The 23052-nt window shown below is 65.0% G+C and carries 25 protein-coding genes; 9 read left to right on the top strand and 16 right to left on the bottom strand.

From position 1 onward, the window contains the following. Positions 1 to 87 precede the first annotated feature (87 nt). The 6 genes from dop to A5740_RS25235 all read right to left on the bottom strand — a co-directional run bounded on the left by dop (position 88) and on the right by A5740_RS25235 (position 6092). Positions 88 to 1596, bottom strand: a complete 1509-nt coding sequence (gene dop, locus A5740_RS25260; protein WP_076198658.1) for a depupylase/deamidase Dop — start codon at positions 1594 to 1596, stop codon at positions 88 to 90. 9 nt (positions 1597 to 1605) lie between these two features. Then, positions 1606 to 2484, bottom strand: coding sequence for an ectoine hydroxylase (gene thpD, locus A5740_RS25255; RefSeq protein ID WP_076198657.1), 879 nt, complete (start codon positions 2482 to 2484; stop codon positions 1606 to 1608). Beyond that, a complete protein-coding gene (locus A5740_RS25250) occupies positions 2481 to 2873 on the bottom strand; it encodes an ectoine synthase (protein ID WP_076198656.1) in 393 nt (130 codons plus the stop codon). The genes thpD and A5740_RS25250 overlap by 4 nt, the downstream gene beginning before the upstream one ends. A 13-nt stretch (positions 2874 to 2886) precedes the next feature. Then, on the bottom strand, positions 2887 to 4173 hold the full coding sequence (ectB, locus tag A5740_RS25245; protein WP_076198655.1) for a diaminobutyrate--2-oxoglutarate transaminase: 1287 nt from the start codon (positions 4171 to 4173) through the stop codon (positions 2887 to 2889). Between the two features lie 48 nt (positions 4174 to 4221). Next, positions 4222 to 4767, bottom strand: a complete 546-nt coding sequence (gene ectA, locus A5740_RS25240; RefSeq protein ID WP_076198861.1) for a diaminobutyrate acetyltransferase — start codon at positions 4765 to 4767, stop codon at positions 4222 to 4224. A gap of 395 nt (positions 4768 to 5162) precedes the next feature. After that, the gene (locus tag A5740_RS25235) at positions 5163 to 6092 is read right to left on the bottom strand and encodes a DMT family transporter (RefSeq protein ID WP_076198654.1); all 930 of its coding nucleotides are present in this window, start codon (positions 6090 to 6092) and stop codon (positions 5163 to 5165) included. A gap of 72 nt (positions 6093 to 6164) precedes the next feature. On the opposite strand from A5740_RS25235, the gene A5740_RS25230 reads away from it, so the two are divergent. Both A5740_RS25230 and A5740_RS25225 read left to right on the top strand, forming a co-directional pair. Then, positions 6165 to 7061 (top strand): LysR family transcriptional regulator, encoded by an 897-nt coding sequence (locus A5740_RS25230; RefSeq protein WP_076198653.1) that lies wholly within the window; start codon positions 6165 to 6167, stop codon positions 7059 to 7061. 66 nt (positions 7062 to 7127) lie between these two features. Next, positions 7128 to 8375, top strand: coding sequence for an amidohydrolase family protein (locus A5740_RS25225; RefSeq protein WP_076198652.1), 1248 nt, complete (start codon positions 7128 to 7130; stop codon positions 8373 to 8375). 3 nt (positions 8376 to 8378) lie between these two features. Here the strand turns inward: A5740_RS25225 and arc are convergent, their stop codons facing one another. Beyond that, a complete protein-coding gene (arc, locus tag A5740_RS25220; RefSeq protein ID WP_076198651.1) occupies positions 8379 to 10181 on the bottom strand; it encodes a proteasome ATPase in 1803 nt (600 codons plus the stop codon). Between the two features lie 145 nt (positions 10182 to 10326). On the opposite strand from arc, the gene A5740_RS25215 reads away from it, so the two are divergent. The 3 genes from A5740_RS25215 (at position 10327) to A5740_RS25205 (ending at position 11675) form a co-directional block, all read left to right on the top strand. Beyond that, entirely contained in the window at positions 10327 to 10830 is a 504-nt protein-coding gene (locus tag A5740_RS25215; RefSeq protein ID WP_076198650.1) for a hypothetical protein, read from the top strand. Between the two features lie 125 nt (positions 10831 to 10955). After that, entirely contained in the window at positions 10956 to 11375 is a 420-nt protein-coding gene (locus A5740_RS25210; RefSeq protein ID WP_254849335.1) for a hypothetical protein, read from the top strand. A 6-nt stretch (positions 11376 to 11381) separates the two neighbouring features. Next, the gene (locus tag A5740_RS25205) at positions 11382 to 11675 is read left to right on the top strand and encodes a DUF503 domain-containing protein (protein ID WP_076198648.1); all 294 of its coding nucleotides are present in this window, start codon (positions 11382 to 11384) and stop codon (positions 11673 to 11675) included. 94 nt (positions 11676 to 11769) lie between these two features. Here A5740_RS25205 and A5740_RS25200 read toward each other — a convergent pair whose 3' ends face one another. Further along, positions 11770 to 12648 (bottom strand): tRNA (adenine-N1)-methyltransferase, encoded by an 879-nt coding sequence (locus A5740_RS25200; RefSeq protein ID WP_076198859.1) that lies wholly within the window; start codon positions 12646 to 12648, stop codon positions 11770 to 11772. Between the two features lie 85 nt (positions 12649 to 12733). Between A5740_RS25200 and A5740_RS25195 the strand changes: the two genes are divergently transcribed. Then, positions 12734 to 13561 (top strand): RecB family exonuclease, encoded by an 828-nt coding sequence (locus A5740_RS25195; protein WP_076198646.1) that lies wholly within the window; start codon positions 12734 to 12736, stop codon positions 13559 to 13561. Next, positions 13558 to 14358: a thioesterase family protein gene (locus A5740_RS25190; RefSeq protein ID WP_076198644.1), complete on the top strand. Its 801-nt coding sequence runs from the start codon at positions 13558 to 13560 to the stop codon at positions 14356 to 14358. The genes A5740_RS25195 and A5740_RS25190 overlap by 4 nt, the downstream gene beginning before the upstream one ends. On the opposite strand, the gene A5740_RS28105 is transcribed toward A5740_RS25190, so the two are convergent. From A5740_RS28105 to A5740_RS25150, 8 genes are all read right to left on the bottom strand, one after another. Beyond that, positions 14355 to 14726, bottom strand: a complete 372-nt coding sequence (locus A5740_RS28105; protein ID WP_083654412.1) for a hypothetical protein — start codon at positions 14724 to 14726, stop codon at positions 14355 to 14357. The genes A5740_RS25190 and A5740_RS28105 overlap by 4 nt on opposite strands. A gap of 193 nt (positions 14727 to 14919) precedes the next feature. After that, a complete protein-coding gene (locus A5740_RS25180; RefSeq protein ID WP_076198640.1) occupies positions 14920 to 16104 on the bottom strand; it encodes a sulfotransferase in 1185 nt (394 codons plus the stop codon). 12 nt (positions 16105 to 16116) lie between these two features. Next, on the bottom strand, positions 16117 to 16866 hold the full coding sequence (locus A5740_RS25175; RefSeq protein ID WP_076198638.1) for an SDR family NAD(P)-dependent oxidoreductase: 750 nt from the start codon (positions 16864 to 16866) through the stop codon (positions 16117 to 16119). Beyond that, positions 16863 to 18107 (bottom strand): alkyl sulfatase dimerization domain-containing protein, encoded by a 1245-nt coding sequence (locus A5740_RS25170; protein ID WP_076198636.1) that lies wholly within the window; start codon positions 18105 to 18107, stop codon positions 16863 to 16865. Before A5740_RS25170 ends, A5740_RS25175 begins: the two co-directional genes overlap by 4 nt. A gap of 144 nt (positions 18108 to 18251) precedes the next feature. Beyond that, entirely contained in the window at positions 18252 to 19262 is a 1011-nt protein-coding gene (locus A5740_RS25165) for a zinc-binding dehydrogenase (RefSeq protein WP_076198634.1), read from the bottom strand. After that, positions 19259 to 19744: a VOC family protein gene (locus tag A5740_RS25160; RefSeq protein WP_076198632.1), complete on the bottom strand. Its 486-nt coding sequence runs from the start codon at positions 19742 to 19744 to the stop codon at positions 19259 to 19261. Before A5740_RS25160 ends, A5740_RS25165 begins: the two co-directional genes overlap by 4 nt. 58 nt (positions 19745 to 19802) lie before the next feature. After that, positions 19803 to 20615: a sugar phosphate isomerase/epimerase gene (locus A5740_RS25155; protein ID WP_076198630.1), complete on the bottom strand. Its 813-nt coding sequence runs from the start codon at positions 20613 to 20615 to the stop codon at positions 19803 to 19805. Positions 20616 to 20640: 25 nt separating this feature from the next. Further along, complete coding sequence (locus A5740_RS25150; protein WP_371454808.1) at positions 20641 to 21420, bottom strand: SDR family NAD(P)-dependent oxidoreductase; 780 nt, start codon at positions 21418 to 21420, stop codon at positions 20641 to 20643. Between the two features lie 126 nt (positions 21421 to 21546). Between A5740_RS25150 and A5740_RS25145 the strand changes: the two genes are divergently transcribed. Both A5740_RS25145 and A5740_RS25140 read left to right on the top strand, forming a co-directional pair. Beyond that, entirely contained in the window at positions 21547 to 22317 is a 771-nt protein-coding gene (locus A5740_RS25145; protein WP_076198626.1) for an SDR family NAD(P)-dependent oxidoreductase, read from the top strand. After that, a complete protein-coding gene (locus A5740_RS25140) occupies positions 22314 to 22958 on the top strand; it encodes a TetR/AcrR family transcriptional regulator (protein WP_371454807.1) in 645 nt (214 codons plus the stop codon). Before A5740_RS25145 ends, A5740_RS25140 begins: the two co-directional genes overlap by 4 nt. The last annotated feature ends 94 nt before the right edge of the window (positions 22959 to 23052 follow it).

Genomic DNA, 23052 nt, shown 5'->3' with positions numbered 1-23052 from the left:
TCATCGGCCGGGCTAACCGCCCAACCGGTTCTTCCACAGTACCGGTCGCCACCCGGATTGCCGGGGATAGCTCACCGGTCGAGATCGTCAGTTCGTGAGTTGCTCGACGAGTTCGACGGCGCTGTCCACGGAGTCCAGCAGCGCACCGACATGCGCCTTGCTTCCACGTAGCGGTTCGAGGGTCGGAATCCGCACGAGCGAATCTCCGCCGAGATCGAAGATCACCGAGTCCCAGCTGGCCGCGGCGATGTCCGAACCGAACCGGCGCAGGCATTCACCGCGGAAGTAGGCCCGGGTGTCAGTGGGCGGGTTGTCGACGGCGTCGAGCACCTGTTGTTCGGTGACCAGACGCTTCATCGAACCGCGCGCCACCAACCGGTTGTACAGGCCCTTGTCCAGCCGCACATCGGAATACTGCAGGTCGACCAGGTGCAGTCGCGGCGCCTGCCAACTGAGGTTCTCGCGCTGGCGGAACCCCTCCAGCAACCGCAGTTTGGCCGGCCAGTCGAGGATGTCGGCGCATTCCATGGGATCGCGTTCGAGCAGGTCCAAGACATGGGCCCAGGTCTCGACGACGTGCGAGGCGCGCGGATCCGGATCACGGGCGTCGACCAGTTTGGCCACCCGGTCCAGGTAGACGCGTTGCAGCGCCAACGCCGTCATCTCACGGCCGTCGGCCAGCGCCACGGTGGCCCGCAACGACGGGTCGCGGCTGATGACGTGGACGGCGTGGACCGGCCGAGCCAGTGTCAGATCCGACAGGTCCAGCCCGAACTTCGGGCCCTCTTCGATCAGGTCGAGCACCAGTGAGCTGGTGCCGAGCTTGAGGTAGGTCGAGGTCTCGGCCAGGTTGGCGTCGCCGATGATGACGTGCAACCGCCGGTATTTGTCGGCGTCGGCATGCGGCTCGTCGCGGGTGTTGATGATGCCCCGCTTGAGCGTGGTCTCCAGACCGACCTCGACCTCGATGTAATCAGCGCGCTGCGACAGCTGGAAGCCGGGGTCGTCCCCGGAGGGGCCGACACCGACGCGGCCGGAGCCGGTCACGACCTGGCGGGACACCAGGAACGGGGTGAAGCCCGCGATCACCGCCGAGAACGGGGTCTGACGGCTCATCAGGTAGTTCTCGTGCGACCCGTAGGAGGCGCCCTTGCCGTCCACGTTGTTCTTGTAGAGCTGCAGCTTGGCGGCCCCGGGAACGCTGGCCACGTGGCGGGCGGCGGCTTCCATCACGCGTTCGCCGGCCTTGTCCCAGATCACCGCGTCCATGGGGTCGGTGCACTCGGGTGCCGAGTACTCCGGGTGGGCGTGGTCCACATACAGCCGGGCACCGTTGGTGAGGATCATGTTGGCCGCACCGACCTCGTCGGCGTCGACGATCGGCGCCGGCCCGGAGGCCCTGGACAGGTCGAACCCGCGGGCGTCGCGCAGCGGGGATTCGACCTCGTAATCCCACCGGGTGCGCTTGCCGCGCTGGATTCCGGCGGCCGCCGCGTACGCCAGCACCGCCTGAGTCGAGGTCAGGATCGGATTGGCGGTCGGATCGGACGGCGACGAGATACCGTATTCGACCTCAGTTCCGATGATCCGTTGCATGAGGCCAGCCTAGGTGACGGCCTGCACACCCCGAGCCGCCAGGTATTCAGGTCGCGGCCGCGGTGCGGCGAACGGCTCGGTCAGCGCGTTGTCCACCGAGTTGAACACCAGGAACACATTCGACCGCGGCAGCGGCGTGATGTTGGACCCCGATCCGTGCAGCAGGTTCGCGTCGAACCACAACGCGGTGCCGGGCGGACCGGTGAACTGGTGGATGTCGTGCTGATCGACGGCCTTGGTCAGGGTCGTCTGATCCGGGACGCCGATGTTCTGCGACACCAGGGATGTGTCGTGGTTGTCCACGGGTGTGGCACCGACGCAGGGATAGAACGTCTGGTGCGATCCGGGGATCACCATGAGCGACCCGTTGTAGGGATAGTTGTGGGTCAGCGCGATCGAACACGACACCGCACGGATCGCCGGCATGCCGTCCTCGGCGTGCCAGGTCTCGAAGTCCGAATGCCAGTAGAACCCCGTCCCGGTGAAGCCGGGCATCAAATTGATCCGGGCCTGATGGATGTAGACATCGCCGCCGAGCAACTGCCGGGCGACCGGCAGCACCGTGTCGAGCCGGACGACTTGGGCCACCAGGTCGCTGAGCAGGTGCGGTTCGAAGATCGAGCGGATCGTCCCACCCGGCTCGCGGATCACCCGCGGATCGTCGTCGTCCAGATCGGCTGCGATGCGGTCCAATTCGTGTCGCAGCAGCGGCAGCCAATCACCGGACACCGTGTCCGGCGCCACCAGATAGCCGTAGTCGGAGAAGCCGTCCAGGTGAGTCTGACTCAGCGGGCCGTCGGACTCGGTCCCCCACACCGACGGTTCCTGCCGGGGTATCGGCTCGATGGCGTGGTCGAGGCGGGTTGGGTAGGGGTCTCGCCTACTCATGCGACCGATTGCGGCGCCGGGTAAACGCCGTTCTCGTCGTGCACTTCCCGTCCGCTCACCGGGGGGTTGAACACGCACAGCATGCGTAGTTGCTCGTCGCAGGTGACCCGGTGGTGATCGTGGTTGTTGAGCAGGTACATGGTTCCGTCGGAAAGCGGGTACTGCTGCCCGGTTTCGAGATCGGTCAGGGTGCCGGTGCCCTCGATCACCCACACTGCTTCGACATGGTGCTGGTAGTGGAATTCGTTGACCGAACCGGCCTCGATGGTGGTCTCGTGGAACGAGAAGCCCACGCCGTCGCCGGCCAGGATGATGCGCTTGGACCGCCAGGTGCCGTCGGCGACGTCGCGGTCGGTCCCGGTGATTTCAGCAGTGGTGCGAACAATCATGTTTCAGCCTCCCTCAGGCCAGCGTGACGGCGACGGACTCGGCGAGGATGTCCAGCCCCTCGGACAGTTCTGCGGACGACGCCGTCAGCGGCGGAAGCAGTTTGACCACTTCGTCGGACGGGCCACTGGTCTCCATGAGCGCACCGCGGTCGAAGGCGGCCCGGCACACCTCGCCCGCCCGTTCCGCGTCGTCGAACCGCAGCCCCTGGGCCATTCCCCGGCCCCGGGCATTGACCCCGTCGTGGGCGGCGCTGATCTCGTCCAGCCGGCCCCGGATGAGCTCACCCTTGGCCACCGTGTCCAAACTGAATTTGTCGGTTTTCCAATATGTTTCCAGCGCCGCGGTGGCGGTGATGAAAGCGGGGTTGTGGCCACGGAACGTGCCGTTGTGCTCCCCTGGCGTCCACACGTCGAGGTCACGGCGGAACAGCGTGAGCGCCATCGGCAGGCCGTAGCCACTGACCGACTTCGACAGCGTGACGATGTCGGGAACGATTCCTGCGGCCTCGAAGCTGAAGAACGGTCCGGTACGGCCACAGCCCATCTGCACGTCGTCGACGATCAGCAGGATGTCCCGCTTACGGCACAGCTCGGCCAGCGCGCGCAGCCATTCGATCCGGGCGACGTTGAGACCGCCTTCGCCCTGGACGGTTTCGACGATCACCGCGGCCGGGCGGTTCAGCCCGCTGCCCGAATCGTCGAGCACGCGCTCGAACCACTGGAAGTCCTCGGTGACGCCGCCGAAGTAGTTGTCGTACGGCATCGGCGTGGCGTGCACGAGCGGGATGCCGGCTCCGGCGCGCTTCATCGAGTTACCGGTGACCGACAACGCACCGAGCGTCATGCCGTGGAATGCGTTGGTGAAACTGATAACCGACTCGCGGCCGGTCACCTTCCGAGCCAGTTTGAGTGCCGATTCCACCGTGTTGGCGCCGGTCGGTCCGGGGAACTGAACCTTGTAGTCGAGGCCGCGCGGCCGCAGGATGAGCCGCTCGAAGGTCTCCAGGAAGCGCTGCTTGGCCGCGGTCGCCATGTCCAGCGAGTGCACGATCCCGTCGGAGGCAAGGTAATCCAACAGCGGCTGTTTGAGCGCGGCGTTGTTGTGGCCGTAGTTCAATGCTCCTGCACCGGCGAAGAAGTCGATGTAGGAGCGGCCCTCGGTGTCGGTCATCCAGGTACCGGAGGCGCTGTTCATGACGGTGGGCCAACTGCGGCAATAACTGCGGACCTCGGACTCCACGGAGCTGAACACGTCAGGGAGGTCAGACTCGGTCAACGGCGCTGTCGAAGCGAGCAGCAAGGGAAAATCCTTCCAATCAAAATGAAACTGGTTATCGGTGAATCGATTTCAGCGAGACAGAGGTGTGGTGATCGGACCCATCCGCAAGATGGGCTCATCCTCGTGGGTCCCATTGGCATCGAGGAGCTCGCGCCCGAAATGGGGATCCTCGACGATCGGAACACCATGGCGGCGTGCGAAGGCGCCGAAGAACGCGCGGGAGGCGGCATTGCCGGGGGCAACAGTGGCCTCCACGGTCACCGGGCTGCCGTTCTGCTGCTCCCGCACCCGGTGCACGAGCGCGTCGAGCATCGTGCTGGCCAGCCCGCCGCCCTGGGCGGACGGTGCCACCGCGACCTGCCAGACGAACAGGATGTCCGGCCGCGGGGGCGGGTGGTAACCCGTGATGAATCCGCGCAGGTCACCATCGCATTCAGCGACGATTGACGTGGCAGCAAAATCTGTCGCCAGCAGGAGATAGGCGTAAGTCGAATTCAGATCGAGCACCCCGGTGGATTCCACGATATCGCGGATACCCATCGCATCGGTGGCCCGTGGAGGACGCAGCGATTCTTCCCGGGAATGGCGTCCCGGGACGCTTTGTAAAGCATGCATATCGAGTTGAAAGTCACCACCGAACTTCTCAGCGAGCATCGTCAGTTTCAAGCCATCGGCGCCATCGACGTAAGCACACCCCATTGCCCGGATCAAGCGCCACGGGCGCGTGTGGCGGGGTGGCAACTTGCTGAAGACCGGCGTTGACCTGCGGTAATGACGTAATTATTAGAGCTCCCATAAGATTTGTCACCGTTATCTGATCGTGACATTTGCCCGCAGCGGCAGTGCCGAGCGAGCCACTCGCGACACGACCCCACATCGGTGCGCCGACGGGAAAACACGACAAGGGTGCGAGATTTCACACCCATTCCGGACCGGCGGAATTCCAATAGAAATCACACTTTTTGCCGGCTGAATGCCTCGGCAATGGATGGCGAAAAGGCCGGGCCGATTCACGGCCGGCCCGAGACGACCACACGTCGCCACATGCCCGATCGGGCAACACCACGTGATCCGTCGTGCCCGCGCGTCAGCACCTGCCGCCCCCAACCGGTGCCGGCGATCACCAAGGCGGCCCCGGCGATTCCCATGCCGGTGACCGGGTCTCCCCCGATGGCGACTCCCAGCATTGCCGCCCACAGCGGCTCGGTGCCCATCAGCAGACTCACCCGGGCCGGACTGGCGACATTCAGCGCCCGCAACTGGACCAGGAACGCGAACACCGTGCAGCCCAAGGCCAGATAGCCGACGAGTGCCCATTGGGCCATGTCGAGTTCTGCCGCCGTCACCCACACGGACTGCCCGGACCCCGCGCACAACATCATCGACACGACCGCGACAGTCACCAGCTGAACCAACGTCGTTCGGGCCGAGTCGTTTCCGGAATTGTCCGACAGCCGCGCCAGGGTGGTGACGTGTACCGCCCGCAGTAGGGCAGCACTCACGATGACGAGGTCACCCAGCCGTCCAGCGGTGAGGCCGCCGGACCCGGTCAACAGCGCGCAACCGCCCACCGCAAGCGTCGCCGCGAGGTAGAACCAGCGACTCACCGGTGTGCGCTGTAGCACCGGGGTGACAACGATGGTCAGCGCCATGATCAGTCCGGCATTGGAGGCCGATGTCATCGTGACCCCGTAGGTCTCGGCGGCACAGATGCCGGCCAGGAGCGTCCCACCGACGGCACCGGCGCCCATCTCCGCACGGGTCAGCCCCGGAAGCCGGCGCGCCACAACAGCCGCCACCGCGGATGCCGCCAGGGTGAACCGCATCGCCAAGATCGGGAAAACCGATGCCGGCCCGGCGATTTCCTTGGTGGCCAGATAGCTCGACCCCCACAGTGCCGCAACGACGAGCAGGGAGAGATCGAGGGAGCGCCGGTTCATGTGGCCAGCGTCGCGGCGGCCCAATCATTCAGTCAAGCTAATCTTTTTAAGCAATATATGTAGTATTTCTTCATGGATGCCGGCCGTCTGCGCATGTTGCGCGAACTCGCAGATCACGGCACGGTCGCCGCCGTGGCCCGGGCACTGTCGATGACGCCCTCGGCTGTCTCCCAACAGCTGAAGATCCTGCAACGCGAAGCGGGCGTGACGCTGATCGAACCGGACGGCAGGCGCGTGCGCCTGACCGATGCCGGGCAGATGCTGGTCGGCCACGCCGACGCCGTGCTGGCCGCGCTGGACCGCGCCCGAGCTGAGATGGACGCCTACCGCAGCACACCGCACGGCACGGTCAGCGTGTCCTTTTTCCCTTCCGGAGCAGCAATGTTGTTGGCGCCGTTGATCATCCGCGCAGCGGAACGCGGCGTGCACGTGCGCGGACGCGATGTCGACGTCCCGGCATCTCGGGCGCCGGCTCAACTCGCCGACTTCGACGTGGTGGTCGTGCACCGCGATGAGCGCGCTCTGTCCACGTGGGGCCCTCGGTTCGAGGCAACCCCGTTGCTGCGCGAGCCACTGGATGTCCTCCTGCCTCCCCACCACCACCTCGCCGCCCACGGCCAGGTCCGCCTCGCAGAGTTGGCCGACGAGCACTGGATCGGCGTCGAAGGCGGGTTGATGGTCGACGACGTGCTGAACTCGATCGCCATCCTGTCCGGCGTACAGCCACGGATCAGCCAGCGGATCAACGATTTCCGTGTCGTCGAAGAGCTCGTGCATGCGGGCACCGGCATCGCCCTGATGCCCCGTTACGTTCGGTTGGCCCGCGACCTGGTGCGGGTGCCGATCACCGACATCACGCTGGCCCGGCAGGTGGAGGCGATCACCCGGGCGGGTGCACGGACGCGGCCCGCGGTGGCTGCCGTACTCGATGAACTGGTTGCCGCAGCCGCCGAAATCGCCATGCCGTAACGCGGACACGCCGGTCATCGGCCGGGGTGCTTGCCGTTCCGGTGTTTGCTTGGTGCAGTAGTCGCGATGACGAACTTCCTGATGCGCAACGCCACGTTGATCGACGGCACCGGTGCCGATCCGGTGACCGGCGCGGCCGTCCTCGTCGCGGACGGCAAGATCAGCTGGGTCGGTCCCGAGGACGAGCTGCCTGCCGAGCACGCCGCCGGGACAGCCGAGGTCGATCTCGGCGGGAACACCGTCTGTCCGGGTTTCTTCGACTGCCATGTCCATTTCGGCCTGCCCGGCGCGAAAGGCAGCCCGCTGCAGCGGGTGCTCAAACCGCCGTCATATTCCTACTTCGAGCTCATCGAACGACTGCGCGTGACGCTGCTCAACGGCGTCACCACCGCACGGGACCTGATGGGTATCGACGCCGGAGTCCGCGAGGCGGTGGCCGACGGGCTCGTGGCGGGGCCGCGGCTGTTGGTGGCCATCAACATGCTCAGCCAGACCTGCGGTCACGCCGATTTCCATCTACCGTCCGGCATCGATGTCACCCCACTCATCGGCGGTTCCCTGGTGGACTCGGTCGAGCAGGCGCGACGGCGCACCCGGGAGCTGATCCGCCAGGGTGCCGACGTGATCAAGGTGGCATCCAGCGGCGGGGTCTCCTCCCCCAACGACGATCCGTCGTGGCTGGGAATGCGCAGCGAGATGATCGCCGCAGTGGTCGAGGAAGGCCGCAATTACGGTGGCCGTCCGGTGGCGGCCCATGCGATCGGCCAGGCCGGTATCAAGGCAGCGGTCGAGGCCGGCGTACACAGCGTCGAACATGGCTACGAACTGGACGACGACCTGCGCCGCCAGATGGCGGCCCAGGGTACGTTCCTGGTGCCGACGCTGCTCGAGACCATGGCACCCGTCACCGCGTCACCACAGGGCGCCGCCAAGAGCGCGAAATGGCATGCGCTGGCCCATGATTCGATTCGAGCCTCCGCAGCGGCCGGAGTCAAGATCGCGGTCGGCACCGATGCCGGTCTGTCCCCCGATCACGGGACCAACCTCAAGGAGTTGGGGCTGCTGGTGAAGTTCGGCGGGCTCACCCCGATGCAGGCCATCGTGGCAGGTACCCGCACCGGTGCCGAGTTGTGCGGGGTCAGCGAGACGCTGGGCACCGTCGAAGCGGGCAAAGTGGCCGACCTCGTGGTCGTGCGCGGAAACCCGCTGGCCGACATCGACAGCATCGGCGTACCGGACAACATCCTGTTGGTGGTCAAAGACGGTGTGGCCGTGGGCAACCGCGGCGGGTTCACCGTCCCTGACCACCGGTAAGGACTACAGGTACTGCCCCAGGTTGGACTCGGTGTCGATCGCCCGGCTGGCCGACGAACTCTTGCCTGTGACCAGCGTGCGGATGTAGACGATCCGCTCGCCCTTCTTGCCCGAGATCCGCGCCCAGTCATCGGGATTGGTGGTGTTGGGCAGGTCCTCGTTCTCGGCGAACTCGTCGACGATCGAATCCAGGAGGTGCTGGATGCGCAGACCGGGCTGACCGGTCTCCAGCACGCTCTTGATCGCGTTCTTCTTCGCCCGGTCCACGACGTTCTGGATCATGGCCCCGGAGTTGAAGTCCTTGAAGTACATGACTTCTTTGTCACCGTTGGCATAGGTGACCTCCAGGAACCGGTTGTCGTCGATCTCGGCGTACATCCGGTCCACGACCTTCTCGATCATCGTCTTGATCGTCAGCGCGCGGTCACCGCCGAACTCGGCGAGATCGTCGGCGTGCACCGGCAGAGCCTCGGTCAGGTACTTCGAGAAGATGTCCTGTGCCGATTCGGCATCGGGCCGCTCGATCTTGATCTTGACGTCGAGTCGGCCGGGCCGCAGGATCGCCGGGTCGATCATGTCCTCACGGTTGGAGGCACCGATGACGATGACGTTCTCCAGCCCCTCCACACCGTCGATCTCACTGAGAAGCTGTGGGACGACGGTGGTTTCGACGTCGGAGCTGACGCCGGTGCCGCGGGTGCGGAAGATAGAGTCCATCTCGTCGAAGAACACGATCACCGGGGTGCCCTCAGAGGCCTTCTCGCGGGCCCGCTGGAAGATCAGCCGGATGTGCCGTTCGGTCTCACCGACGAACTTGTTCAGCAGCTCGGGGCCCTTGATGTTGAGGAAGTAGCTCTTCGCCTCGCGGGCGTCGTCGCCGCGCACCTCGGCCATCTTCTTGGCCAGCGAATTTGCCACCGCCTTGGCGATCAGCGTCTTGCCACAACCGGGCGGGCCGTAGAGCAGGACACCCTTGGGCGGGCGCAGCGAATACTCGCGGTAGAGCTCCTTGTGCAGGAACGGCAGCTCCACGGCGTCGCGGATCTGCTCGATCTGCCGGCCCAGGCCGCCGATGTCGTTGTAGCTGACATCGGGCACCTCTTCGAGCACGAGATCCTCGACCTCGGCCTTGGGGATACGTTCGAAGGCGTACCCGGCCTTGGTGTCGACCAGCAGTGAATCGCCCGGACGCAGCTTGCGCGGCCGGTTGTCGTCGAGCGCGCCCTCGTAGCCGTCGGGTAGGTCCGCGGCCGCGATCAGGGGCTCGGCCAGCCAGACGATGCGTTCTTCGTCGGCGTGCCCGACCACCAGAGCCCGATGACCGTCGGCCAGGATTTCGCGCAGGGAGCTGATCTCACCGACGGCCTCGAAATTGCCGGCCTCGACCACGGTGAGCGCCTCGTTGAGCCGGACTGTCTGGCCCTGTTTGAGTGAGGCGGTCTCGATGTTCGGCGAGCAGGTGAGTCGCATCTTGCGCCCCGAGGTGAACACGTCGACGGTGTCGTCTTCGTGGGTGCCGAGCAGCACGCCGTAGCCGCTGGGTGGCTGGCCCAGCCGGTCCACTTCCTCACGCAGGGCGAGCAGCTGTTGGCGCGCCTCCTTGAGGGTGTCCATGAGCTTGGCGTTGCGGGAGGCAAGCGAGTCGATGCGTGCCTCCAACTGGTGGACGTCGCGGGCGCTGCGCAGTCCGCTCTGGGGTCCTACCGCGTTCTCCAATTGCTCACGCAGAGCCGCGGCCTCACGACGCAGCGCTTCCAGCTCGGCGGCATCCTCACCGGACATATCCGAACGCTCTGACTCACTCATATTGCGCTCCCTCCCGCACCGTAAGTTGGTGCAGTAACAACTTCAACGCTACCGGCGATTCAGCCATTGTGTGCGCTCTAGGAATTAGACACACCAGCAGCACTGTTAGCCTCTTAGTTCAGTTGGTCCGATCGAAAGGACAGTCGTGACCCCGAAAACCCTCGTTACCGGCTTTATCACCGCAGCTGCAGCCGCCGCCGTGGTGGGCGGAGCAGCGGCGGGTGTGACATCAATTGCATCCAGCGGTATGTCGACGACCCCGGTTATCCAGCCCGTGGTGTTCGACGCGCCTCTGCCGGCCGCGCCGGCACCGGAACTGGAGTCACCGTTGGTGCAGACTCTTCAGGCGCTCGCAGGCCCCGGCTCGTTCAGCGGCAAGGCGCCTTACATCCAGGGCGGCATCGGCCGGATCGAGAGCATCGCCGCGGACCGCGCCTACAACAAGGCCGCCGCCGAAGGAAAGTTCCCGCTGACCTTCAACGTCGCCAACATCGAAGATCAGGGTGGCGTGGCCTTCGCGGACGTCACGGCGACCTCGGCCCTCGGCGGCACCGCGACCCAGAACATTCAGTTCGTCGCGGGCCCGAGCCCGACCGGCTGGCAGATCTCCAAGGGATCCGCCTTGAACCTGCTGTCTTCCGTCGGCTGAGTAGGTAATTGAACCGCAGCCGTATCGCAGTCCTGAGTGCCGCCACGATTGTGGCGGCACTTGGGCTCTGCGGGTGTAGTACGAACGATCACCCTGCGCAGCGGTCGCACCCGACGACCACCGCGATGCCGGCGACGGCTCCGGCCGAGCCGCCCGCGGCACCGTTACCGGCCGCCGATGCGTTGACCGGCGTGCTGTATCAGCTGGCCGACGTCAACGTGGCCGGGCCCGACAAGGTGGGTCTGGTGGAACAGGGCACCGCCGATGACGCCGCCGCGCTGGACAAGTTCAGCCATGCCTTGGCCGACAACGGCTTCTCCCCGCTGGCGTTCGAGGCGACGGATCTGGCGTGGTCCCCTACGGAGCCGAAGAACGTGGTGGCCACCGTCAGGGTCACCGCGGCCTCCGATGACGCGCGCCAGTTCACTTTCCCGATGGAGTTCACCCCGCACGGCGATGGCTGGCAACTGACCAGGCATACCGCCGACCTGTTGCTCGTGATGGGTTCGGGTGGCAAGTCTCCTGCGTCCACCCCGCCCCGCTGAGCCGGTATGTGGATCGGCTGGCTGGAGTTCGACCTTCTGCTCGGAGATGTGCATTCGCTCAAGCAGAAGCGCTCGGTCATCCGGCCGGTGATCGCCGAACTGCAGCGCAAGCTCGCGGTCTCGGCCGCGGAGACCGGCCAGCAGGATCTGCATCGCCGGGCCAGCATCGGCATGGCTCTCGTGGCCGCCGACCGCGCCCATGTGGTCGAGGTACTCGACGCTGCCGAACGCATGGTGGCGTTCCGTCCCGAACTCGAACTGCTGTCGACCCGGCGGGGCCTGCACCACAGCGACGACTAGGCCGCAGCACCACGCGTGCCGTTTTCGACCTGAGGGCGGTGATTTCCGCCGAGGCGCGACCCTGGTGCAGAATGCGACGCCGATGGCTCGACCGTCAGGCGCCCGAATCCGACGACGCGGACTCCACTGCCTCGACGGCGAGCTGACGCTTCTTGCGCAGCGGAACCGGCGCCACCGCGCCCGGCGCCAACCTGCGTGCACTGACGAGGAACGCGGTATGGCCGCGCATGTTGTGTTCCGGGCGAACCGCCAGACCCACCACATGCCAGCCGCGCTGCATGCTCTCCCAGGACCGCGGCTCGGTCCAGCACTGCTGCTCGCGCAGCGCCTCCACGACCCGCGACAGCTGCGTGACCGTGGCGACGTAGACGATCAGCACGCCGCCGGGCACCAGGGCCTTGGAGACGGCCGGCAGCACTTCCCAGGGCGCCAGCATGTCGAGCACCACGCGGTCCATCTCCGGCCCGTCGTAGTCGGCGAGGTCGGCGACCACGAGGTCCCAGTTCTCCGGGCGCTCGCCGAAGAACGTGATGACGTTGCGCTCGGCGGTCGGGGCGTGATCGTCACGGATCTCGTAGGAGGTGACGCGCCCCTCAGGGCCCACCGCACGCAGCAGTGAGCACGTCAGTGCGCCGGACCCGGCACCGGCCTCCAGCACCCGGGCGCCCGGGAAGATGTCCCCCTCGTGCACGATCTGCGCGGCGTCCTTCGGATAGATCACCTGCGCACCGCGTGGCATCGACATCACATAGTCGACCAGAAGCGGGCGCAGCACCAAGAACTGATCGCCGTTGGTGGATTTGACCACGCTGCCTTCCGGCAGGCCGATCACGTTGTCGAAGGCGATGATGCCGCGATGGGTGTGGAACTCGCCGCCGGGGTTGAGCACCATCGTGTAGCGCCGGCCCTTGGCGTCGGTGAGTTGCACCCGGTCGCCAACGGCAAACGGTCCGGTCGGTCTCTTCGCTGCCACGGACGTCCAGCCTGCCAGTAGCCACACCGGCCGGGTGCGTGGGGGTTGCTCATTTTTGTCGGTGCCCGGTCCTAGGCTGACTGATGTGAGTGAGGAGCCGGCCCTGATCCAGCGCCGCCCGGCGTTGTCGCCGTCGCGGGCTGGTGATTTCAAACAATGCCCGCTGCTGTACCGATTCCGGGCCATCGACCGGTTACCCGAGCCACGGTCCACCGCGCAGCTACGGGGGTCCCTGGTGCATGCGGCGCTGGAACAGCTCTACGGGTTGCCTGCGGCCGAACGTATCCACGACACCGCGCTGACGCTGGTGGAGCCGGCCTGGGAGCAGGTGGTCGCCGCCGAACCCGAGTTGGCCGACACCGAGTATCCGGCCACGTTGCTGGCCGAGGCGAGGGCGCTGCTGTCCGGGTATTACCGGCTGGAGGATCCGACCCGGTTCGACCCGCAGTGCTGCGAGCACCGCCTAGAGGTCGAGTTGGCCGACGGCACCCTGTTGCGCGGATTTGTCGACCGAATCGATGTCGCTCCGTCGGGCGAGTTGCGGGTCGTCGACTACAAGACCGGCAAAGCGCCGTCGCAGGCGTTCGCCCAGGCCGAGTTCAAGGCCATGTTCCAGATGAAGTTCTACGCCGTGGCGTTGCTGCGCTCGCGCGGCGTGATGCCGTCGCGGCTGCGGTTGCTGTACCTCGCCGACGGTCAGGTGCTCGACTACTCCCCCAACCATGACGAGTTGCTGCGGTTCGAGCGCACGCTGATGGCGATCTGGCAGGCCATCCAGGTGGCCGGGGCCACCGGAGACTTCCGGCCCAACCCGTCGCGCTTGTGCTCGTGGTGCGCACACCAGAGCCTGTGCCCGGCCTTCGGCGGCACCCCGCCGCCGTACCCGGGCTGGCCAGAATCGGGAGCTGCATGATCGGCTGTCACTACCATCGGCTCGGGGCCGATGGTGAGTACCAACTGTTCGAGTCCACCGCCGACACCCGGAGCAACTGGGATCCGGCCATCCAGCACGGTTCACCGCCACTGGCGCTGCTGACCAAGGCCATCGAGGAGTTGACCGCAGGATCGGGCCTGCGGGTCGGCCGGTTGACCCTGGACATCCTCGGTGCGATTCCGGTTGCGCCGGTTCGGGTTCGGGCATGGGTGGACCGCCCTGGGTCACGAATCTCGATGGTCGCCTCGGAGATGGAGGCGGCCCGCCCCGACGGAACCTGGCGCGCGGTAGCGCGGGTGACTTCGTGGCTGCTGTCGCCCAGCGACACGAGTGACGTGGCCACCGACCGCTTCCCACCGTTGGTGGAGGGCGAAGCCTCCGAGGTGGCGCACAGCTGGGCCGGTGCCGCGGGTTACCTGGACACCGTGACATGGCGACGGCAGCGTACGGCCGAAGGTGAGGCCGCCGTGGCGTGGATGAGTCCGTTGACGCCGGTGGTCGACGGCGAGGAGACCACGGCTCTGCAGCGGCTCGCACTCGTGGTGGATTCGGCCAATGGCATTGGTGCGGCGCTGGATCCGCAGAAGTTCATCTTCATGAACACCGACACCTCGGTGCATGTGCACCGCCTGCCCGTCGGGTCGGATTTCGCGTTGCGGGCCCGCGGTTCGATCGGCCCGGACGGTATCGGCGCAACGACGGCGGAAATCTTTGACCGCCAAGGGTTTATCGGCACGTCCGCCCAGACGCTGTTGGTGATGCGCGCGCCGGGTTAGATGCTGCCGGGCATCCCGGGCATACTCCCCGGCATCCCCGGGATGCTCCCAGGCATGCCAGGCGGCGGACCGCTGCCATAGGGCATCCCGTCGGGCATCATGCTTCCCGGCAAGTCGCTACCCACTGGCGGCGGCATGGCCGGCGCCGGCGGGGCGTACGGACCTCCTGCGCACACCGGATCGATCGGCGAGGAAATGCACGCCGAGTCCGACGGACCGGTGGGTGCCCCGAATCCGCTGTCTGCACACTCGGCCAGAAACGGCTCCGCGGCACAATTTGGATCATCCGAGTTGGGGTTCGCGTTCGCCGGAGCAGCCACACCCATGGCGGCCATCCCGATCAACACCGCGGCAACGGCAATTCTCATCTTTGCTCCTCACGCCAAGGCCGATGGTTGCACGACGAACCTCGGCGCGGGAATGTATTCGAAATTTCCGCCTTCACTTAATAATTGACGCTCTCGCCGATACCGCGTGGTGCGACTGACTATTAGTTTGCGAGCTCAACCACCACACGCGTCGACACTCGGGCGCACATCAGGCCCCATTGCGGTGTACTCGTCACGCTTTGGCCTCCAGTTCGATGGGGAAGGTGTCGAGGTACTCCGCGAATGTGGGTTGGAGCACATCTACAGTCAGCGAGTACTCCTCGAGGCTGTAGGTGTTGGTCCCGTAGTGATCTTGGGGGTGAGCCGTGAGCCAGGCACGCATCCGGTTCTCGGTTTCCTCGGTGAGCGGATCACCCGCCCAGGCGTAGATGCGCCGCATGACGTCGAGCGGGTCGCGCATCATATCGGAGTAGTACATGTGGAAGAAGCGGTCGTCCCCGATGCGCTCACGTGCTCGCAGTGGCCTGTCGACGTGGTAGCTCATCTGCCACTGAGCCTGTCGCCCCATGTCTGGAATATCGATCGAGTCAGGTTGCAGTGTCAGCCTTTTGGGCAGCTTCCAGAGATTGGCCAACGACCCGGTTGCGCGATAGGGGTCGCGGTGCGCCCAGATGAGTCGAGCATCGGGAAATACCTCGAGTAGTGCCTCGATGTGAATGGAGTGGGACGGCATCTTCAAGCTCCACGTTCCGGGGGCGGTGGACTGAAGCACCTGCAGATATCGCTTCTGATATTCGTAGGTGGTCGTCATGTCTGCCTTTTCGAACAACCACTCGGCGTACCGCGACGTCTTCATGAACGCATCCCACGACAAGCCCTTGAAATCCTGGTTGTGGATGAACATGCACTCTGTCGGACCGTCGGCGTCTTCCCAGTGCGGGACGGACATGTGAGCGCTGCGCAGCGCATTGAGCAGCAGGTTCTGTTCCTCGATCAGCGCTAGGCATCGTGGGTCGGTACGCAGGGTGTCACTGGTGGCCGGGGGGATCGGATGTACACACTCCCAGTGCAGTAGCGAACGCCGAGCCGGATCCTGGTCGAGCAGGTAACTGATCACAGTCGTACCCGTGCGAGGCATGCCCAGTATGAAGATCGGGCGCTCGACAGATGCGTCGAGAACCTCGGGGTGTTTCTCGGCGTAGTCATCTACCTGGAGGCGACGCGCGAGCGCTTTGACGGAGTTGTCGATGATGTAGTCCCGACCGTGTGCGCTGAACGCAGACGACGAAGCGAGTTCATCGAGCATGATATCCAGGCCTGGGCGCCACGACTCGGACTGTGGTTGCGGAACGCCCGTGGCCTCTATGGCAAGACGCAGCACGTCGTCGGACGTTGTCACGGCGTCGAATTGGCTCATTGAAGGGCGCTCCTAGACCGTCAGGTAGCCGCCGTCGACGGCGACAGTGGTTCCGGTGATATAGGACGCAGCGTCGCTGCACAGGAAGAGCACAGCCGGCGAGATTTCCTCAGCGAGGCCCATCCGGTTCATCGGGGTGTGCCGCATTTCAGGCTCGAGCGCTTCGGGGAAGTCGAGAACCGGTGCGGTCATTCTCGTTTTGATGAGTCCCGGCGCTACAGCGTTGACGCGGATGCCGTCGTCGACCCAGCGTCGGGCTAGGTTCTTGGTGAAGGCCACCATGCCGGCCTTCGACGAGCTGTATGCAGGCACCGCCACGGCGGAGACGAAGGCAGACATTGAAACGATCGAGACAACGCTGCTGCCGCCCGCCAAGGTGCTGGCCCGGAGCCGTTCGTGACATGCCATGGTCAACCGCATATGCGCAAACATGTTGACCGCCACCGAACCCGCATATCCTTCGGGGTCCCATTCGTCCTTCTGGGCGGCGTATGGTGCGCCTCCGTTGTTGACCAAGATGTCGAGGTCTGCGAGCGATTCGGCAAGGGCGTCAATCGAATCGGTATCGGATTGCTGGCATTGGACGAAGGTCAGGTCCGTGAGATCGACGTCCGGATAGTCCGACGCATTGGCTCGAGTTCCCGTGACGGTGACCTTCGCGCCCGCGCCGGCGAAGTCGGACGCGATGGCGTAGCCGATTCCGCTGGTGCCTCCGGTCACCAGGACGGTGGCCCCGGAGAAGTCGAACTTGACCGAGTTCATTCGCTTGCCCTCAATTCGTCAATCGTTTTGGTGATCCAGGCTCGTTCCCAGAAGTTCTCGGTGCTCGCGAGCAAGGCGTGGTGGGCGTCTACCGCCACGGCTCGCGCATCCGCGTGGCCAGGCTCGATTTCCAGCACGAGGTCGGTGAGCTGCAGCGCTCGCAACGGTCGACCGTCGTCGACGTGCTCACGGGCCGCATCGACCAGTGGTTGCGCACCGGCAATGCGCACGACATCCTCGGCCACGGCTGCCGGCGCAATTGCGAACAGTTCGGTGGTGGAGCGGTGTTGGAACCAACCGGCGTACATCTCCCAGATGGCGCGGACGTTCCACGGCGTTCTGCCGTAGCCTTCGCCGACGTCCAGATCGGCCGGCACAGCGACCGTTCTCATCGCCTCGTACACGTTGGCGCCGCCGGCCATGAGTTCGACGGTGCGGTCGTGAACCGACTGCATGGCGTCTCGCATGGCCGTGACCTCCTCGGCGATCCGGTCAGCCCCCTCGATGGGATCGAAATGGCCCGTGATCAATCGCTCCGGAGCGAACTCGAGCACGGTGTTGAGCGACTCGATGTAAAGGGCAGGGTCGCGATAGCGGTCGCCACGGATCGTCATCAGATTCGGTACATGCCCAAACAGTGGACCGAACAGGTTGCCGGTGAACACGATCCGCTCGTCTGGTAGCCAGACCACCAGCGCGTCGGTGGTCTCACCGCCCGGTGTCCAAGCCAATTCGATGCGGCGGCCACCGATGGTGATCTGATGACGCCGGTCGAACGTGGTCGTCGGCTCGGGGAACGACATGTCGATCGTCGCCGGGTCAGTTGTATCGAAGTATTCGAGCGTTGCGGACAGGAACTGCGGGAAGGCGAAGGATGCCTTGGCGCCGCGGTAGCCCATGAGTCGCGTGTTGTCGTCGCGCCAGTACCGGTAATTGGAGTGCATCACCAGATCGGTGCCAGGCTCGAGAAGCGCCTTGACTCCGCCCCAGTGGTCCGCGTGACCCTGCGTGACCACGATCGCGCGTGTCGGGCCCGACACTTCGGCGAACGCCTTCTTGTGGCGTTCACCCTCGAAAAAGGCGCCGCCGTTGATGATGACGCGACCGTCATCGGTGCCGAGGGCATACGAGTTCGAGATGCCCGGAGACATCCACACGTCGTCGCCCAGAGCCGTGGCGGGATTGTCAGTGGCCACGGCAAGGGCATCAACGCCGGGCCTTTCGCGATGGATGCCCACCATGTGATCTCCTCTTCGTCTTCACAGTTTTTGCATTTGAACGACAATGGCCATCAACCGGTCGGCCCTCGATGCAACTCAGCGCCTTGAGCGGAACGACGGACTATTGGTTTGCTCCGACGGACTGCCCAAGATGGTCGCGCAACGTCAGGGGAACGTCACGACGACCTTGTCCGCGGCGCCGGCGGTGGACGCCAACCGCAACGCCGCCTCGACATCATCGAACGGAATCTGGTGGCTGACGATGACGGCGTACTTCTGCCAGTTGGCAACGAGATCATTTGTCACTTCAAAGATTTCGTCAGGGTAGCCACAGGATCCGACGATCTCGATTTCATTGCCCATCACGTTGAGCAATTCCACCGGCACGGGTTCCTTGTGGACACCCACGACCGTCAATCGCGCACCCCGCTTCGCCACCGCCAGGACGGAGTCGACGACGGATTTCGCGCCCGCTGCGTCGAGGTAGACATCGGTCCCGACTCGACCGCCGAACATTGACTCGCCCTCGCCGTGCAGTTCCAGGAGCCGCGTCGCAAGGTCCTCCTCGGAGGGGTCAATCACGGCGTCGGCGCCAACCTGCAGCGCCTTTTCGCGACGGCCAGAGATTGGGTCGACCGCGACCACATGGCCCACGCCAAGTGATTTGAACGCCAGAATCGCACCGAGGCCCACCGGTCCGGCACCGAAGACGACGACCTTGTCACCGGTTCGAGGGTTGCAGCGATTGGCGCCGTGTAGGGCGACGGCCATGGGCTCGTTGAGCGCTGCGACCTCCCACGGTACGTGCTCGGGTATCACCTCGAGGCTGCGTCCACGTACGGCGTTCTCGATGAGTAGATACGGCGCCAACGCCCCTGTGGTGCCGCCATTTCCGATAATGCCGCTCGGCGCGCTCATCGGGTTGACCACGACGTGATCCCCGACCTGGATACCTACGACTTCCGCGCCCACCTCGACGACCTCACCCGCGGGTTCGTGGCCCAAAGGCATGCGACCCTCCATGGGTGGGACCCCGCCCATGGATATGTAGATTCCGTCGGACCCGCATACACCGCAAGCACGCATGCGCACCAGGACGTCGTTCAGCCCGGTTTGCGGCTTCGGAACCTCGACTAACCCCGTCTCGCCGACGGCAATGACTGTCGCCTGCTTCATGACAGCGGCCGATCGCCGTCCACCCGTGCGGGGTGGGTTTCCCTCAAGCCGAAGAAGCTCTCCATGACGGGCTGCATCACGCGGTTGACGAGTTCAATACGTGGACCGATCGGGCCTTTGCAGTACGCCCAGAGTGTGTCGCCTTCGGGGGTCAGACCCCGTGCCTCGACAATAAAGTGACTTCCTCGCAGCGTCGCGATGTCGTCATCGATGTCGTCGGACCAATATCCGAGGTGGTGTAGGCCCGAGGTCGACGGGGTCCACAGGGTGTTGGGAACGGCCTGGACGAGTTCCAGGCGTGGTTCGTTCAGCGAGAACGCCAGCCGCAGGGGTACGGTCTCGACCCTGCCGTCGATTTCGACCGCCTGCTCCACCTCGATAGTGTCAGTCCACCGGTGACCGACTACGTCGGTGAGAAACGCCATCTCGTCGTCGAAGTCTTCGACGACGAGTCCGCAGTGGTACAGATCGTCTGCCCTCATTCCCGTTGTCCTTCTTTCATATTCGTCGCCTTTCTTCGTGCACAATGTGGGACGGCCATCAGATGGATGCGAGTAGTTCCCGCGCTGCTTCGACGCCGGGTCGCAGTCGTTCGGCTGCCCCGGCACCGGCCAGGGCCGCTTCGCGTTGCGGCATTTCGAGGCCGACGACGACGTCCTTGGGGAGCTCAGCCAGGTACTCCCTCAGGGGCACCTCACCGGTACCGGGAACCAGGCGCTCGTTCATGGCCTCGAAGTTGTAGTCGTCGAATCGGCTGACCAACGTGGTGTCGGACAGCTGGATGTACCCGATGCTGTCCCCGGGGAGTGCTGCGAGGTCGGCGGGCCGCGTGCCCAACCGGGCGATGTGCATGGTGTCGATCAGGAGGCGGAATTCGGGCCGGTCGACGTACTCAACCACCGTCATACCCGCGTTGAGGTCTCCCACAGTGAAACCCGGCACGACTTCCGTGACCGTACTCAGTCCACGCTGCGAAGCCATCTCGGTGATCGCAGCGAACTCGTCACAGCTTCGGCGTAGATCGGGCTCGAAGCTCACGACATTGACCTTCTCGGCACCGAGTTCGGCCATCACGTCGAGATCGTCTGCCAGAATGGCGGAGTCACGTTCGGGCAGTATCAGCAATCCCTCACCCAACGAGATCTTCACACCGGTATCGGCAAGGGCGGCAACCATTTCGCGCCGCAGACGCTTGTCATCCTTGAGCGAATACGCCGGGTAACCCAATTCGGGCAGCGGCACCCCGTAGAGCGCCGTCGAGATGTAGTAGCAACCCAATTCCGCTGTGAGAGAGATGAATTCAATCGGTGGCATGCCGAAGATGCTCAGGAATTCGATGCCCAGCCGGTCCATTGTGTACTCCGATCGGTGTGGTGTCTCAAGCGCCCAGCATGACGAGGCCGCCATCGACGGCGAGCAGTTGGCCGGTGATGAATCCAGACCCCTCGCCGGCTAGAAAGACCAGGAACGGACCGAGGTCCTCGGCCGGCTCGCCTAGGGCTCCGCGCAACGGGATGGCCAGCTTCAGGTTCTCGTCCATGAACGCCGCACCTTCGGGGCCGAGAAAAGTACGCAGGCGGTCGGCTCCGGGCGTTTGCATCGCCGGCGCGATCGCGTTCACGGTGATGCCTCCACTGGCCCACGCTTTGGCGGCGGAACGCGTCCATGCGTGTACCGCTCCCTTCGTGGCCGCGTAGACCGCCGAAATGGGGCTGCCCATCACCGCTTCTGCGGAGCCGAAGTTGATGATCCGGCCTCCCGAGCCCTGCATGACTCGGTGGGCGGCTTGATTGACGTGAATGGTGCCCCGCAGATTGATCGATACGAGCCGATCGATGTCGGCATCGGTGATCGCTCCCGCGATGCCCGGTAGCCAGAGTCCGGCAGCATGGATGACGGCGTCTAAGCCCCCCATGGCCGCCGCGGCTGCGTCCACCGTCTCGTTGACGCTGGTGACGCTCGTGACGTCGCAGTGAAGCCAGGTGGCTTGGGAGCGTTCCGGCGACGGCGCCTCATGGAAGGTGGCGACGACGTCGGCGCCGGAATCCACGAAGACGTCGACGATCGCTGCGCCGATGCCGGTGGCCGCGCCGGTAACCAGAACTCGTCTGCGGCCGGTTGTGTTCGACTCGGTTTTAGGCATGTCAGGCAGTCCCATGTAATCCGGAGTCGAAGGTGGCGAAGTACCCCTCGATGTCGACTCCTCTATACCTCTAGAGCTATACCTCTGTGACTATAGAGGTATTGTCGTGCGAGGGAAAGCCTTGATTTCAAAGGAGCCGTAATGAGCCTGCAAGGTCTGGCCGGCAAGGTCGTTCTCGTCGCCGGCGGCGCCACGGGCATCGGTGCCACGACTGCCGCGCGACTCGCAGCGGACGGGTGCCGTGTCGTGGTGGGCGACATTGCCGCCGAGGCGGCTCAGGAGACGGCGCGCACGATCGTCGAAGAGGGCGGCACAGCCACGGCCGTCGCCTTCGATCTGGCTGACCCCGCGTCGGTCGCCCATCTCGTCGCCGAGACGGTGAAGAGTTACGGCGGATTGGACGCGCTTTTCACAGTTGGCGCCGACATGAGTTCCCTACAAGGTGATTCCGACGTCGTGGAAATCGATTTCGACTTATGGGACCGCGTCATGGCTGTGACGCTGCGCGGTTACGTCGCGGCGATGAAGCACTCCATCCCACACATCCTCGAACGCGGTGGCGGCGCAATCGTGAATATGTCGTCGGCCGCGGCCTTTCAAGGTGAGCCCGCCCGGCCGGCGTATGCCGCGTCGAAGGCGGGCGTTGGCGCGCTTACGCGGCACGTGGCGACGCGCTGGGGTAAAGAGGGGATCCGCTGCAACGCCGTGGCCCCGGGCTTCACCGCCACGGAGGCGATACGTTCGGTGCCGCAGTGGCCGAACCTCGAAAAGTCGGCGCTCAAGCGAATCCGCGGTCCGCGGGTCGGCCGACCCACCGACATCGCAGGCGTCGTCGCCTTCCTGCTATCTGACGAGGGCGCCTGGATCAACGGCCAGGTCATCAACGTGGACGGGGGGACGGTCCTGCGTTGACCGGTACACTCGGGCGCATTGCCACACCACGAAAACGCGACGGCGACGAGCGCAGACGCGAACTGTGCGATGCCGGGATTCGCGTACTTGCCGAGCAGGGTTCTCGCGGGCTCACCCACCAACAAGTGGACCGCGCCGCTAACGTTCCCGACGGCACGACGTCCTACTACTACCGGACCCGGGCTGCACTAGTGCGCGGCGTCGGCGAACGAGTCGCGGCCATAGACCGCGAGAATCTGCGTTCGGTCACTGATACCGCGACCAAGACCGATTCTCCCTTCGGTCGATTGGCGGAGCTGATCGTCATGCAGTCCAGAGGCGACGGGCTGCTGCTCAACATAGCGCGTCAAGAACTGCTGCTGGCTGCGGCGAGGGATCCCGTACTAGCCGAAACCTTCGATTTGTTCGTGTCCCGGATTGTGGCGATGACGCACGACGCCATAGCGGGAGTCAACTTCGGCCCGGTCGATGAGGACGTACGCAACGCACAGGGCGACGCGGTCATCACATTTATCGCGGGATTGTTCACACGGTATGCCTCCGGCGATCGGTCCAAGAGCGATGCGAAGCACATCGAGAGGCTTCTCGAAGCAGTCGCCACTGGCATTGCCACCCAAGCACGCGAACACGCGAGAGACTGAATCGCCGCGCCGAGCACCCCGACCGGTGACGTAGCGCGCCTGAGTGCCGACCAGGAAGGCGACGGCCGAGCCGATATCGTGCTCCGGGTCGCCG

It is taken from the genome of Mycobacterium sp. GA-1841, assembly GCF_001954135.1.
Lineage (GTDB): Bacteria > Actinomycetota > Actinomycetes > Mycobacteriales > Mycobacteriaceae > Mycobacterium.
The sequence above is the reverse complement of the archived record's forward strand: the minus strand, read 5'-3'. Positions and strand labels throughout refer to the sequence as shown.

What these genes read in the sequence shown, in the direction of transcription:
- A5740_RS28105 (WP_083654412.1), bottom strand. Translation starts at nt 14,726, where the DNA reads ATGAGAATTGCCGTTGCCGCGGTGTTGATCGGGATGGCCGCCATGGGT.
- A5740_RS25205 (WP_076198648.1), top strand. Translation starts at nt 11,382, where the DNA reads ATGTGGATCGGCTGGCTGGAGTTCGACCTTCTGCTCGGAGATGTGCAT.
- arc (WP_076198651.1), bottom strand. Translation starts at nt 10,181, where the DNA reads ATGAGTGAGTCAGAGCGTTCGGATATGTCCGGTGAGGATGCCGCCGAG.
- A5740_RS25225 (WP_076198652.1), top strand. Translation starts at nt 7,128, where the DNA reads ATGACGAACTTCCTGATGCGCAACGCCACGTTGATCGACGGCACCGGT.
- A5740_RS25210 (WP_254849335.1), top strand. Translation starts at nt 10,956, where the DNA reads ATGCCGGCGACGGCTCCGGCCGAGCCGCCCGCGGCACCGTTACCGGCC.
- thpD (WP_076198657.1), bottom strand. Translation starts at nt 2,484, where the DNA reads ATGAGTAGGCGAGACCCCTACCCAACCCGCCTCGACCACGCCATCGAG.
- A5740_RS25190 (WP_076198644.1), top strand. Translation starts at nt 13,558, where the DNA reads ATGATCGGCTGTCACTACCATCGGCTCGGGGCCGATGGTGAGTACCAA.
- A5740_RS25170 (WP_076198636.1), bottom strand. Translation starts at nt 18,107, where the DNA reads ATGGTGGGCATCCATCGCGAAAGGCCCGGCGTTGATGCCCTTGCCGTG.
- ectA (WP_076198861.1), bottom strand. Translation starts at nt 4,767, where the DNA reads ATGCATGCTTTACAAAGCGTCCCGGGACGCCATTCCCGGGAAGAATCG.
- A5740_RS25155 (WP_076198630.1), bottom strand. Translation starts at nt 20,615, where the DNA reads ATGGACCGGCTGGGCATCGAATTCCTGAGCATCTTCGGCATGCCACCG.
- A5740_RS25150 (WP_371454808.1), bottom strand. Translation starts at nt 21,420, where the DNA reads ATGGGACTGCCTGACATGCCTAAAACCGAGTCGAACACAACCGGCCGC.
- A5740_RS25165 (WP_076198634.1), bottom strand. Translation starts at nt 19,262, where the DNA reads ATGAAGCAGGCGACAGTCATTGCCGTCGGCGAGACGGGGTTAGTCGAG.
- A5740_RS25145 (WP_076198626.1), top strand. Translation starts at nt 21,547, where the DNA reads ATGAGCCTGCAAGGTCTGGCCGGCAAGGTCGTTCTCGTCGCCGGCGGC.
- dop (WP_076198658.1), bottom strand. Translation starts at nt 1,596, where the DNA reads ATGCAACGGATCATCGGAACTGAGGTCGAATACGGTATCTCGTCGCCG.
- A5740_RS25230 (WP_076198653.1), top strand. Translation starts at nt 6,165, where the DNA reads ATGGATGCCGGCCGTCTGCGCATGTTGCGCGAACTCGCAGATCACGGC.
- A5740_RS25250 (WP_076198656.1), bottom strand. Translation starts at nt 2,873, where the DNA reads ATGATTGTTCGCACCACTGCTGAAATCACCGGGACCGACCGCGACGTC.
- A5740_RS25160 (WP_076198632.1), bottom strand. Translation starts at nt 19,744, where the DNA reads ATGAGGGCAGACGATCTGTACCACTGCGGACTCGTCGTCGAAGACTTC.
- A5740_RS25175 (WP_076198638.1), bottom strand. Translation starts at nt 16,866, where the DNA reads ATGAACTCGGTCAAGTTCGACTTCTCCGGGGCCACCGTCCTGGTGACC.
- A5740_RS25180 (WP_076198640.1), bottom strand. Translation starts at nt 16,104, where the DNA reads ATGAGCCAATTCGACGCCGTGACAACGTCCGACGACGTGCTGCGTCTT.
- A5740_RS25235 (WP_076198654.1), bottom strand. Translation starts at nt 6,092, where the DNA reads ATGAACCGGCGCTCCCTCGATCTCTCCCTGCTCGTCGTTGCGGCACTG.